The sequence below is a fragment of the Niabella sp. genome (genome assembly GCF_030150205.1).
Classification (GTDB): domain Bacteria; phylum Bacteroidota; class Bacteroidia; order Chitinophagales; family Chitinophagaceae; genus Niabella.
On record NZ_JASLGT010000034.1, the window covers coordinates 52378 to 65679 of the forward strand.

8 protein-coding genes are annotated in these 13302 nt (G+C 46.0%); 4 read left to right on the forward strand and 4 right to left on the reverse strand.

The window, feature by feature from the left end; translation table 11 throughout:
* Positions 1-4 precede the first annotated feature (4 nt).
* Both Q1V85_RS24505 and secDF read right to left on the reverse strand, forming a co-directional pair.
* Complete coding sequence (locus Q1V85_RS24505; protein WP_300604628.1) at positions 5-1048, reverse strand: PmoA family protein; 1044 nt, start codon at positions 1046-1048, stop codon at positions 5-7.
* Between the two features lie 206 nt (positions 1049-1254).
* Positions 1255-4401, reverse strand: a complete 3147-nt coding sequence (secDF, locus tag Q1V85_RS24510) for a protein translocase subunit SecDF (protein ID WP_300604630.1) — start codon at positions 4399-4401, stop codon at positions 1255-1257.
* 233 nt (positions 4402-4634) lie between these two features.
* Here secDF and Q1V85_RS24515 point away from each other — a divergent pair, with 233 nt between their 5' ends.
* The 4 genes from Q1V85_RS24515 to Q1V85_RS24530 all read left to right on the forward strand — a co-directional run bounded on the left by Q1V85_RS24515 (position 4635) and on the right by Q1V85_RS24530 (position 11477).
* Positions 4635-5825 (forward strand): pyridoxal phosphate-dependent aminotransferase, encoded by a 1191-nt coding sequence (locus tag Q1V85_RS24515; RefSeq protein ID WP_300604633.1) that lies wholly within the window; start codon positions 4635-4637, stop codon positions 5823-5825.
* Between the two features lie 193 nt (positions 5826-6018).
* Positions 6019-7917 (forward strand): tetratricopeptide repeat-containing sensor histidine kinase, encoded by a 1899-nt coding sequence (locus Q1V85_RS24520; RefSeq protein ID WP_300604636.1) that lies wholly within the window; start codon positions 6019-6021, stop codon positions 7915-7917.
* 62 nt (positions 7918-7979) lie between these two features.
* Complete coding sequence (locus Q1V85_RS24525; RefSeq protein ID WP_300604639.1) at positions 7980-10088, forward strand: prolyl oligopeptidase family serine peptidase; 2109 nt, start codon at positions 7980-7982, stop codon at positions 10086-10088.
* Positions 10089-10223: 135 nt separating this feature from the next.
* Entirely contained in the window at positions 10224-11477 is a 1254-nt protein-coding gene (locus Q1V85_RS24530; protein ID WP_300604642.1) for a putative sulfate exporter family transporter, read from the forward strand.
* A gap of 621 nt (positions 11478-12098) precedes the next feature.
* On the opposite strand, the gene secG is transcribed toward Q1V85_RS24530, so the two are convergent.
* Positions 12099-12482 carry a preprotein translocase subunit SecG gene (gene secG / locus Q1V85_RS24535; protein ID WP_300604645.1) on the reverse strand — a complete coding sequence of 128 codons (384 nt, stop codon included), beginning with the start codon at positions 12480-12482 and terminating at the stop codon, positions 12099-12101.
* A gap of 3 nt (positions 12483-12485) precedes the next feature.
* A complete protein-coding gene (locus Q1V85_RS24540) occupies positions 12486-13262 on the reverse strand; it encodes a hypothetical protein (protein WP_300604648.1) in 777 nt (258 codons plus the stop codon).
* Positions 13263-13302: the final 40 nt, after the last annotated feature.

Here is a 13302-nt window from a genome sequence, read left to right on the forward strand (position 1 = left end):
GATGCTAGTAATGCGACTGTTTAAACGCGGCCTCCATTTGTGTAGCCTCCGGAATGGTTAGGTCCTGTTGTGCAATAACAATGCGATACGTGAATGTTTTGGATTGCCCCGGTTGTAATACCAGGTTTAAAGAATCAGTTCCGTTGCTAAATACCGCTCTGCCCAGGGGATTAAGGGCAAACAGCCCATACCCGCGGGCATGCCAATAAGTGGGGTACCCGGTATTGGTGGGATGATCGAACATGGCAATGGTTATTGGTGCCCCATCTTTTTTTCCCTTGAGCATGGCCCAGGTACCCTGGCTGCTCCAAACGGCATCGCCTGTTTTACCATTAGAGGCATAATACATACCGGTAGGTACGCCCGGTCCTGATGCGGAAACTGTTGTTACATTTCCTTTATCGTCTGTAAATGATTTGGCTGTTGCGGATGGCATTTCCAGTTCCTTGGCCACTCTTATGGCAAAGAAACCATCTTTTACATCTTTAAATACGACCGGTTTTTTAAGCGCGGTAAGCGTGCTTACGCGCGTGATGTAAAACCGGTTATCGTTTACCTCGAAAAAATAAGAAGTGCGTTCATTCAAAAATGCTGTTCCCGAATGATTGACCCAGGTTGCGGTGGCCTGTAACGTTGCCTTGTTTCCGGATGCAGACTGGCGCTGGATCTTCTGGTGAATAATGGTTCCGTAATGCTCTTTTTTTGCAGCAGGAATGGCCGATGAATTGTTCCAGAAGTCGATCCCGTTTACCGATTCATAGTTCATCCAGATGCCCACATGATGCGGGTGATCCGTACTTTCACCCGGGATGGGCTTCACCGGGAATCCCCTGGTAACTGTAATGCCCTCCAGTGTATTTACCGGATACAGGAAGGGCTTGGCAATACTGTCTGTATAACAATAGGCTGTAAGCAACCGGCCATTATACACAACGTCTACCTGTGTTTGATCAGGACGTGTAACCAGTTCAAAGCCTTTCGGTGCCGCCTGTGCTGCGGATGTGGCGCTGACAAAAAAAGATAACAGGATAAGAAGACTTCTTTTCATATGATGCTGTTTGAAGAATCGTTAAGGTACTCAAAGATAGGAAAGCCTGACAAAGAAACGAAAGCCGCCGCCTGTTGCTTTTGATACTTGTTCCCATAAGGCGCTGCTGCAGGATGCCAATGGCGGTTATTGGTTTATCTACCTGTATAAAAAAAGAGGCCATCCGGTCGGAGGCCTCTTTATATTCAGAATTCGATCTGTATTGTTTAGTGATGTTCCGGTTGTGTTTTTACTGAAACACCAGAACCCGCTTTGCTTTTCTTCAATCCGCCTTTCAGATCCACCAGTACCGGTGCCGCTACAAAGATAGAAGAGTAAACACCGGTAACCACACCAATCAGCATGGCGAAGGCAAATCCTCTAACCGCTTCCCCGCCAAATATGAACAGGATCAATACCGTAACAAATACGGTAAAGGATGTCATAATGGTACGGCTCAGGGTATCGTTGATGGCCTTGTTCACCAGGGTTTTCTGATCCATATTCGGATACAGTTTTCCGTCTTCACGGATCCGGTCAAATACTACCACGGTATCATTCATCGAGAAACCAATTACCGTAAGAATGGCCGCAATAAAATGCTGGTCAATCTCAAGCGGGAAGGGCACCCAATCTCTTGCATAGGAGAATATGATCAGGGTAACCAATGCATCGTGCAACAGTGAGAAGATGGTTCCCAGTGAATACCTCCAGTCGCGGAAACGAAGGAAGATGTATACAAAGATGGCAAGGATGGCCAGTACTGTAGCGGTTACTGCACCTCTCTTCAAATCATCGGAGATGGTTGGTAATACCTTTTTGGTACCCATTTTATACTGTGTATCAAATTGCTCGTAGGTAGTACCCTGTGGCAGGTGGTTTTTCAATCCGCCAAACAGTTTATGCGCTACAATGGAATCCGCTTTTGTGGTATTGGGATCCGTGATCAGGTAAGAAGTGGTAATATCCAGCGCACTGGCATCACCTACGGTTTTGATGAACGGATTCTCATTGTCAAAAGCAGCTTTTACATCGTCACGCACTTTCTCCACGTCTACTTTTTTACCAAAGTCGATCCGGTAAGAACGTCCTCCATTGAATTCCACACCATAGTCAAAACCATGGAAAATGGTACCGATGGATAACAGCAGGATCACTACTGAAATGGCATAAGCTATTTTCCGGAATTCGATAAATTTAAAAGCACTGTGTTTAAAGATACTGCGGCTCAGACCTGTAAAGTATTTCAGGTGATGGTTTTTATTGGTGAACCAATCGGTTACCCAACGGCTTACCAGGATACCACAGAACAGGGAGAGTAACAACCCTAAGATCTGGGTGGTTGCAAAACCTTTTACCGGTCCTAATCCGAAGTAATAAAGAATAAAGGCAGTGATCAGCGTGGTTACGTGACCATCCAGTACCGGCGCCAGCGAACGGCTGTAACCATCATTGATCGCAGATATATAGCTTTTTCCTTTCGTAAGCTCTTCCTTGATACGTTCATAAATGATTACGTTACTATCTACCGCCATACCGATGGTTAATACCAGACCGGCAATACCCGGGGCTGTAAGCGTTGCTCCCAAACCAGCAAGCACACCAATGGTGAACAGCAGGTTTAAGATGAGGGCAATATTGGCTACCCATCCGCTGGTATTATAGTAAATCAGCATCAGGATGAAGATCACAATAAAGGAAATGGTAAAGGACATTAAACCGCCTTTGATGGCCGCTTCTCCGAGGGTTGGTCCAACGGTTTCATCCGATACGATCTTGGCGGGAGCCGGTAATTTACCAATTTTAAGAATGTTGGCCAGGTCTTTCGCTTCTTCGGCGCTAAAACTGCCGGAGATGCTGGAGCGGCCACCTTCAATTACATCGTTTACAACGGGTGCAGAATATACCTGGTTATCTACCACAATGGCAATATGGCGGCCCTTGTTGGCGCGGGTCATATCGGCCCATACGCGGCTGCCAATAGCATCCATTTCCAGGGATACATTGGTTTTCCCAGACTGATCATAATCGGCACCGGCATTGGTTACATGTTCTCCTTCCAGTTTCGCTTTATCACGTCCGTAGGTTTTGATCGCATAAAGTGCCACCATATTATTTTTCCGGTTGCCTACTTTTTCAGGCATTCCGTACATCCAGGCAATTTCCGATGGGAACTGAGAGCGGATCGCAGGAGTTGTAAGCATCGCGCGCACAGCGGCTGTATCTTTGATATTTACCTGTCCGATGATGCCCATATCAGTCAGACCACCTTTCTGATCAACCGGAGGCACTAAGGTACCCCAGATATGTTTTTTCATTTCCTGTTGCTGATCGGCAGCAGCATCACCCGTTTTTGCAGCATTTTTATCTGCCTTGGCCAGTTCAGACAACTGGTTCTGCAGTTTATTGGTATCGGTGGTGGCTGTTTTAACAGAATCGGTTTTAGCTATTGCACTGGTGGCAACGCTGGCTGAATCGGCTTTTGCAACGCTGTCTTTTACCGCTTTTCCTGCATTCTGTGCGTAATAGATCTCATCTGCTTTTTGCAGATTCGCCCACAATTCAGAAATATTGTATACTTCCCAGAACTGAAGGTTGGCAGATGCCTGCAGGTTTTTACGAACGCGCTCTTTGTCCTGTACACCGGGCAATTCTACAGAAATGATCTGCTTGGCAGGGTCGGGGTTGATGCTGGGCTGCGCCACACCGAATTTATCGATACGGGTGGTGATCAGCCGGGCTGTGTTGGCAAAGGCCGCTTTTGCCTGGTCCTGCAGGAAGCTGGTCACTTTGGCATCACTGTCCGTAACCTTTATGTTTTCGCGGTTCGCTGTGGCAAACAGCGAAGCCAGTGGTGTATTCGGACTTAATTTTTTGAACTCTTCCACAAAGAGGGTAATGAAATTGGCATCACTGTTCCCTTTGCGTTTATCGGCATTATCCAACGCCTTCAGGAAGTTGGGATCTTTTGAATTGTTGGCGAGTGTTTGCAGCAATCCGTTCATTTCTACTTCCATGGTAACGTTCATACCACCCTGGAGGTCAAGACCCAGGTTTAATTCTTCCTCTTTCGCTTTCTGGTAGCTGATGGCACCGGTAATACCATAGGTAATGGTTTCGTCTTTGGTGCTGTCTTTTAAGCGGGTCAGGCGATCGTTGTAAACCTGGTTCAGTGTTTCCTGGTACACCTCCTGCGAGTCTTTGCTGGAGGGGTATTTCTGGGCAGCAGTCTGGTAATTTGCATTCACATAGTTATGCGCAATCGTCTCCAATTTCTTTTCGTGGTTGCGTACAAACCATGTAAATGACAGCTGGTAGAGTGAGTAGATAATGAGTAAGATTGTAAAAAATCTAACCAGTCCTTTGAGTTGCATACGTATTTGTTAATTTAATCTTTGGTTCCTCTTTAAATTTAAAGGGGGCAAAGATAAGGTTTATAGACATATAGTGGATTTGGTTTTATAAACGGATTTTCTGCTGTAGAAATTTTTAGTTAAGGGCTGATTTTATAGAATATTTCGATTTTTTGAGATTTAAGGTTCGAAGCTGTCTTTCTAACCCCTAAATTTGCCTGAATTTGTTTAAAAATTAATCATAAACGTTTAAAATGTCGTTATCTTCTCTTTTACAGCGGTTTAGTGAGCCTGAAACGCTAAAAATGGCCAAATTAGGCCGTGAACTGAGGGCCCAGGGGATTGATGTGATCGATCTGAGCCTGGGTGAACCCGATTTTGATACGCCCGAGCACATTAAGGAGGCCGCTATTAAAGCCATTAATGATAACTGGAGCCATTATTCTCCGGTTGCGGGTTTCCCGGACGCGCGGGAAGCGGTTTGTACCAAACTAAAAAGAGACAATAACCTGGATTACAAGCCGGAACAGATTGTAATTTCTACCGGCGCCAAGCAAAGCCTGGCAAATGTGATTCTGGCATTGGTAGATGATGGCGAAGAAGTGATCATTCCTACACCGTACTGGGTAACTTATTCCGAACTGGTAAAAATTGCCCGGGGAAAGGTTGTGGAAATCAGGAGCACTGTAGAACAGAAACTGAAGATTACTGCAGCAGACCTGGAGAAAGCGATCACTCCCAATACCAAGGCTTTCCTGTTTTCCTCTCCCTGCAATCCTTCCGGTGCCGTTTACAGCAAAGAAGAGCTGGCCAGCCTGGTGGAAGTGTTTAAAAAACATCCGCAGATCTATATCATTTCCGATGAGATCTATGAATATATCAATTATGTTGGTCAGCACGAAAGCATTGCGCAGTTTGACGAAATTAAAGACCGCGTGATCGTAGTGAACGGACTGGCCAAAGGATTTGCCATGACCGGCTGGCGTATCGGTTATACCGCCTCCACTGTGGAAGTGGCAAAGGGGATGGAAAAACTGCAGGGACAAATTACCAGTGGTACCAACACCATTGCGCAAAAAGCAACCGTAACAGCCCTTACGGCAGATCTGACGCCTTCTATGGAAATGACCAAAGAATTTACCCGTCGCAAAAAACGGGTAATGGAGCTGATCAGCGATATCCCGGGGATTACCTGTACCGAACCCGATGGTGCCTTTTATATATTCCCGGATATGAGCAGTTATTTCGGAAAATCTGATGGTGAAACCACAGTTACCAATTCTGCGGATCTTTGCATGTATATTTTGAATAAGGCACATGTATCCTCCGTTATGGGTGCTGCATTTGGTGAACCCAATTGTGTACGTTTTTCGTTTGCCAACAGCCTGGAGAAAATTGAGGAAGGATGGAGCCGTATTAAGAAGGCATTGGCGCTTTTAAAATAGAACGGAATATAAACCTGTTTGAAAAAGGACGTCCGGATGGTGCGTCCTTTTTTTTAATGATCCCGGGCTATGTGCAGATCGCCTGCGCCTGCAAAGGCAACACCGGTATTGTTTTTACCTCCATTCTACGTAAAGTTTTGTAATTTTAAGCTGCGGATTTGAGAAAACGTTCGTCTATTTTCCCTACAAAAACATGAAAGCGGTTCGTTCCTATGGTTTGCTTTTAATAGCCGGGTTCCTGCTTGCGCAGACCTCACGGTTAATGGCGCAACAGGCGGTTGTGGCAGGGGAAGTATGGCCATTGCTGAAAGAACCGGATAGCAAGGCGAAGGTAGATTCGATCATTGCATTTGCTGCAAGGCACCGGAAGGATGACTCGATCGACACCCTGTTTAAGATCGGCTTCGACCTGGTGCATCGGCTTCCTTATAATGAAGCAGAAGCCCGGTTGCTGGAAGCCTATGGCGTTTATAACCGCGACTTTTCCAGGTATGCACTGGCATTGGCCAATCATAAAGATAGCCGGGAACTGGCCCGGAAAATGGGGGATGTTCGAACAGAGATCCATGCAACCAACAACATAGGCGTGGTATACCGGCGGCTGGATGAAAACGGGAAGGCGCTGACCTATCATATGGAGGCGCTGCGGCTTGCCGAAAAAGTAGGCGATGATTATAGCGCCAGTATCTCCTTAAACAGTATTGGCAACATTCATATTGTGCTGGGAAATTATAATGATGCGATTGCATATTTCCGGAAAAGTTTGCCCATTGCTCAAAAGGCCAACAATATGCTGGGAATGGCCATGAACTATAACAATATCGGTGAGGCATATGAGTATATGGGGAAGCTGGATTCTGCAGACAGTTATTATAAACAATCCCTGTTTTATAACAAACAGATCAATAATCATAAAGGGCTTGCCATTTGTTATAATTCCATCGGTAATGTGTTGAAAAAGCAGAACCGGGTTCAGGAGGCAATCGCTTTGTTTGAAAAAGCAAAACGCATTACCGATACCCTGGGTGATGGTCTTTACAGTGCCAATAATTACAATAACCTGGGAAATGCATACCTGCTGCTGCATCAATATGACCAGGCAAGAAATATGTTCTTTGATGCCCTGGGTATTGCCCGTAGCATTGGTACCATGACGGAGATCAAAAGTGCGTATGAGGGATTGATGAAGCTGAATGAAACGACCATGCACCTGGATTCTGCGCTGCGCTACAGCAAGTTATTTAAACAATACAGCGACAGTATTGTAACCGAAAGCAACAACCGGCATGTGCGGCAGATGGAAGCCATCTATGATACGGAGAAGGAACAGGCCCGGATCGCATTCCTGGAAACCACGCGGAAAAACGACCGCATTTTCCTGTTCGGAGCACTGGTCCTGTTCCTGTTGATCTTAACCTCCGGTATTTTATATTACCTGCGCTACCGGTTGCTGGAGCGTAACAAGCGACTGAGCCAGGAGCTGGAGATCCGTTCGCAGATCGCTTCCGATCTTCATGATGATATGGGATCTACATTAAGCAGCATTCATATCTTCAGTGAATTGCTCCGTACATCGGGTACCAACAAAGAAGAGCTGCTGACCAAAATAGAAGCGAACGCCAAAGACACGCTGGATGCACTGGATGATATCATCTGGCTGGTAAAGCCATCGAATGATAAATTCAGCAACCTGTGCCAGCACATCAGGGAGTATGCCGTGCCGATGTTCCAGTCGAAAAATATTCAATTTCAAATCGACTTTCCCGAATCCATTTCTGAGATTCCGCTGCCGATGGACACCCGCAGGAATATCTTTCTTATTGTAAAAGAATCTGTAAATAACCTGGTAAAATATTCAAAATGCACGGAAGCTTCAATCATCGCCCGTAATGAAGAATCGGTGATCTTTTTTGCTGTCAAAGACAATGGGATCGGCTTTGATGCAGACAAGCTTACAGACCGCAATGGTGTAAAGAATATGCGGTCAAGGGCGCAGAAGATGAATGCAGGAATCCGGATCACCACCAGTTGTGGTAAAGGAACGCAGGTTGAGTTTTGGGTTACAAAAGAGAAGGTTGGTGTGGAGGGCTGATGCTTTCAAAACAATTTCTGCCGGATGTAGGCCAATTGCTATCTTTATTCAAACGCTTTTATATGAAAAAACTTTTTTATTTCCCGTTTGTTTTACTGACGATGAAAACTATGGCGCAGCTTCAGTATCCTGTAACGCAAAGGGAAGGCGTTACGGAGGATTATTTTGGAACCAGGGTAGCAGATCCGTACCGGTGGCTGGAAGATGACAACAGTGCAGTTACGAAGGCCTGGGTAAAGGCCCAGAATAAAGTAACGGATGCATATCTTTCCGGCATCCCTTACCGGGAGAAAATAAAGCAACGGCTGGAGTCTTTATGGAATTATCCCAAATTTGGTGCCCCGTTCAAAAAAGGGGACTACTATTATTTTTATAAGAATGATGGCTTGCAGAACCAGGCAGTTTTGTACCGGACCAAGGATTTAAACGGTTCGCCGGAAGTATTTATTGATCCCAATACGTTAAGCAGCGAAGGCATTGCCGCGCTTAGCAGTCTGTCTTTTACAAAGGATGGAAAACTGTGCGCATATTCGGTATCAAAGGCCGGAAGCGACTGGAGTGAGATCTTTGTGATGAATGCAGCAACAAAAACGTTGCTTGCGGATAAGATCAACTGGACCAAATTTGGCGGGGTGGCCTGGAAGGGCAACGAAGGGTTTTATTACAGTGCCTATGACGAGCCGGATGAAAAATCGAAGCTGAGTAAGAAGAACGAATTCCAGAAAGTGTTCTATCACCGGTTGGGCACTTCGCAAAAAGAAGATGAAATTGTTTACCAGGATAAAATGCATCCCTTACGGTATTTTGGGATCGGGCTTACAGAAGATCAGCGGTTCCTGATTCTGAATGTAACGGAAGGAACCAGCGGCAGCGAGCTCTGGTACCGCGATCTTACAAATGCAGCACAAAAGGATTTTGCATTGCTGGTAAAAGGGTTTGATACCGAGTCTTCCGTGATCGAAAATAAAGGAGACCTGTTACTGGTAAACACCAATTATCAGGCGCCTAATTACCGGGTAGTGGCGATTGATCCTAAACAGCCGGCGCGGGAAAACTGGAAAACAGTGATACCGGAGCAAAAGGAGGCATTACAGGATGTAGGTACAGCAGGCGATAATCTTTTTGCCAGCTATCTGAAAGACGCTTCCTCAAAGATCATTCAATATGATTTCAGCGGCAGAAAGATACGGAATATTGCATTACCCGGAATTGGTACAGCAGCCGGGTTTGGCGCCGACAAAGAGGACAAAACATTCTTTTATACATACAGTTCTTTTGCAGTACCGCCCACTATTTACCAGTATGATATTGCTTCCGGAACGTCTGCAATATACCGGAAAACAGCGCTGCAATTAAAAACGGAAGACCTGGTTACGGAGCAGGTGTTTTTTAGGAGCAAGGATGGTGCACGGGTTCCGATGTTTCTGACCTATAAAAAAGGATTGAAAAAGGACGGGAACAACCCCGTGCTCCTGTATGGTTATGGTGGCTTTAATATTCCTATGACGCCCGGCTTTAGTGTTAGCAATGCGTTCTTTGTAGAACAGGGTGGTATTTACGCCGTGGTAAATTTAAGGGGCGGCAGCGAATATGGGGAAGCATGGCATAAGGCCGGGATGTTGTTGAACAAACAAAATGTATTTAATGATTTTATTGCAGCTGCGGAATACCTGATCGCAGAAAAGTATACCAATAAAGGTAAAACGGCCATAAGGGGCGGAAGCAATGGCGGTTTGCTGGTGGGAGCAGTTATGACCCAGCGGCCGGATCTGTTTAAAGTGGCCATACCCCAGGTGGGCGTACTGGATATGCTGCGGTTTCAGAAATTTACGGTTGGATGGGGATGGACGGTTGAGTACGGCAGTGCCGATTCAGCGGCTTATTTTTCCTACCTGTATGGGTATTCGCCCTATCATAACCTGAAAAAAGGTGTCAGTTATCCGGCAACGTTGATCACTACCGGTGATCATGATGACCGCGTGGTACCGGCACACTCTTTCAAATTTGCCGCGCGCCTGCAGGAGTATCATCAGGGGCCCAACCCGGTACTGATCCGTATTGAGACCAATGCCGGGCATGGAGCGGGTAAGCCCACCAGTAAAGTGATCGAAGAGGCCGCCGATATCTGGGCCTTTACCATGTATAACCTGGGAATGAAATTTAAAGAGTAAGGATAGAAACTTGTCTGGTCTTCTTAACCGGTGTTCACGATCCGTTAAAGAATATGTTTCATATCATGACTGGTTTCAGCTGGCAGATCTGTAAGGATCTGCAGGAGGCTGCTGTCAAATTTTAAAACAAAAGAAATGGCGAAAATGAAAAAAGCATGGATGCATGAAGATTGGGCAATTGTATTGCTGGGTGGGTTGATTATCTTTTTAGCCCTGTCGGGTTTAGTAATTCCCGTTCCGGTTTATTCCTGGAAGAACGGAACCGATCTGGCATCTACTGTTTTTTCTGTATCCAACCTGGTGCTTATCGGAAAACAATTGCTCATTGTGGCGCCTATAGCTGCATTGGCCGCATTGCTTACCGGCCGTCCGGTTAAAACAACGGTACCGGTATTCGGCGTCATCTTTGTCATTACGCAGGTGGCCCTGGTACTGGCAGGAAACAGCATGATGAAGGATCTGAACCTGGAGGCGGTGATCTTTAGCCTGGCCCTTGGATTGATCATTGGCAACTGTTTTAAACTGCCGGAGTGGTTCCGGGAAGTATTGAACGCGGAGCTGTATGTAAAGATCGGGTTGGTATTGCTGGGCTGTTCGGTTATTTTTTCGGATGTAATGAAGGCGGGTGGCCTGGGTCTGCTACAGGCGCTGGTCGTTGTATTATCGGTTTGGTATTTTGCCTTCTGGCTTTGCCGGAAAATGAAGGTAGACGATGATCTGACCATGATGATTTCCAGTGCCGTTTCCATTTGTGGGGTATCGGCTGCTATCGCCACTTCCGGGGCCATTAAAGGCGATTCAAAGAAGTTATCATACGTGATCTCCATGGTGTTGGTTACGGCTGTTCCGATGATGATCTTTATGCCGGTGATCGCGAATTATTTTAATTTCCCGGAGCAGGTCACGGGTGCCTGGCTGGGCGGCAGCATTGACACGTCGGGAGCGGTAGTCGCTTCGGGTTCATTGGTAGGAGAGGAAGCACTCAAGATCAGTACCATTGTAAAGTTTTCACAGAATGTATTGCTGGGGATCGCCGCTTTTGCGATTTCGGTGTACTGGACCTATTCTAAAAGTACCACCGCCGGTAGCCAGGAAAAACCCACACTGCGCTTGATCTGGCAGCGGTTCCCAAAATTTATCCTGGGATTTATTGGCGCATCGTTGTTGTTTTCTTTTGTGATAACACCGGAGGTAAATGCTTCTGTAAAAAACGGGCTAAAGAGTCTTCAGGGATTATGGTTCGGACTGGCATTTACGAGTATCGGGCTGGAAACCCGGTTTGCCGATCTGTTTAAGAATAACAGCCGGAAACCGCTGTGGGCATTCCTGATTGCGCAATTATTCAATGTGATCATTACGCTGATCATTGCATTTATCTTGTTCCGGTAAGGGCTATAATTGTGTAATAGGGGTGTACCTACGGCACACCTTATCATCTTCGGTGGTAACCTGGCTACCAATAGGTTGTTCCGATGGAACAAAACAGGCGAAATGTTTTTGGGCCAGTCACTCTTTGTAGTTGGATATTGTTTATTAGTGTCATTGCCCTTTTTTAGAACCTACATTAGAACAGCTCACCTGCTGCATACCGACTACGACCAATAGATTGTTCCGATGGAACAAAAGAGGCGAAATGTTTTTGGCCCGTCACGCTTTGTAGTTGGATATTGTTTATTAGTGTCATTGCCCTTTTTTAGAACCTACATTAGAACAGCTCACCTGCTGCATACCGACTACGACCAATAGATTGTGCCGATGGAACAAAAAAGGCGAAATGGTTTTTGGCCTGTCACGCTTTGTAGTTGGATATTGTTTATTGGTGTCATTGTCCTTTTTTAGAACCCTATATTAGAGCAGCTCACTTGTTGCATACAGGCTACGCAGCGAAACGCCACAATGATCATTTTGATCGCGGTTCATTATGATTTTTCGGCATAACAAACTTAATGAACAACAAAAAAAATCCCGGCGTTGCTGCCGGGATCCAAATATTTTAAGTAAGGTGAACGCTTATTTTCCAGAGTCTGCCTTGGGAGCGGACTGAGCCGGTTGTTGCTGTGTACCGCTGTTAAAAGGAACGGCGGGAGCTGCCTGGGGCTGTGCCTGTTGAACCGGCTGTGTGCTGATATCCTGTAATCTTCCGTTGGTTGTACCACCTACTTTAGATCCGGAAACAAAGAAGGTTGAAAATAAACACAGAAGACCGATCACTGCGGCAAAGATCCAGGTTCCTTTTTCCAATACATCATTGGTTTGCTTTACACCCATGAATTGGCTGCTTACGCCTCCGAAGGTTCCGGCTAAACCGCCACCTTTGGGGTTTTGGATCAATACGATAAAGCTCAAAATAACACAGGCCAGTATGATCAATATTACAAATAGAGTTGTTAACATGAATTATTTCTTTAAATGTTCGATTTTCGCTGCAAAATAAGCTCTTTTAGAGGGATTTAGCAAACTTAATTTTTGATAGATCTCAATGGCCTTTACTTTATTGCCTTGTTTGGCCCAAACCTCCGCCATGGCCGCAGTTTCTTCATTTTCACCATTGAGCGATTTTTCCGCCATTTTTTCGATAACTGCCTCATTTCTAGCATTAAGCCGGAAGCCAGAGGTGGCATCCGGAAGACGGCGCATCTCTTTCAGCCAGGAGGTAAAACTTTTGAGCTGGCTTGCAAACGGATCGCCGGTGCTGCTTTCATCGTTTAATTTGATGCCCTGTGATGCAAAATAATCTACAGTATAATAGGGCGTAAATAACAAGCCCGCTTTTGCCGTATCCAGAGGCTCCAGCTTTAAGCCCGGTATGGAAATGGGCGGTTCCGGTAGGTTGGCAGCTGTATCTGCTCCGGTTTCTTCTGAAGGCTCCTGCGCTGTTATTTCAGCAGCTTCTTCCTGCATTTCAACCGCCGGATGTTCGGGTACTGCAACGGGTTTGTATCCCGAAAAGAACTGGTATTGCAGCAATAATGGGTCTTTAAAATAAAGCAGCGTCCGCTGCCATTGGTCGTTGAACCCTCCGTCGTTGGTTTCTTTTAACTGCGCCGCCAGCAATAGCTGCAGTGCCGGAGCATAGGGGTATTGCTCCGCCATCCTTCTGAGGTCGGCTACCGGCACCGGGTGCGACTGATCCGGGAAGGCTGCAAAAGCTATAGCGTTAATAAAATGATTCATCGTTTATTTATTGTTGATCACTGTACGGGTTTCAACGGAG

Bases quoted from the DNA above. Each gene is read 5' to 3' on its own strand.
- secG (WP_300604645.1), bottom strand. From the start codon at position 12,482: ATGTTAACAACTCTATTTGTAATATTGATCATACTGGCCTGTGTTATT.
- Q1V85_RS24530 (WP_300604642.1), top strand. From the start codon at position 10,224: ATGGCGAAAATGAAAAAAGCATGGATGCATGAAGATTGGGCAATTGTA.
- Q1V85_RS24505 (WP_300604628.1), bottom strand. From the start codon at position 1,048: ATGAAAAGAAGTCTTCTTATCCTGTTATCTTTTTTTGTCAGCGCCACA.
- Q1V85_RS24520 (WP_300604636.1), top strand. From the start codon at position 6,019: ATGAAAGCGGTTCGTTCCTATGGTTTGCTTTTAATAGCCGGGTTCCTG.
- Q1V85_RS24525 (WP_300604639.1), top strand. From the start codon at position 7,980: ATGAAAAAACTTTTTTATTTCCCGTTTGTTTTACTGACGATGAAAACT.
- Q1V85_RS24515 (WP_300604633.1), top strand. From the start codon at position 4,635: ATGTCGTTATCTTCTCTTTTACAGCGGTTTAGTGAGCCTGAAACGCTA.
- secDF (WP_300604630.1), bottom strand. From the start codon at position 4,401: ATGCAACTCAAAGGACTGGTTAGATTTTTTACAATCTTACTCATTATC.
- Q1V85_RS24540 (WP_300604648.1), bottom strand. From the start codon at position 13,262: ATGAATCATTTTATTAACGCTATAGCTTTTGCAGCCTTCCCGGATCAG.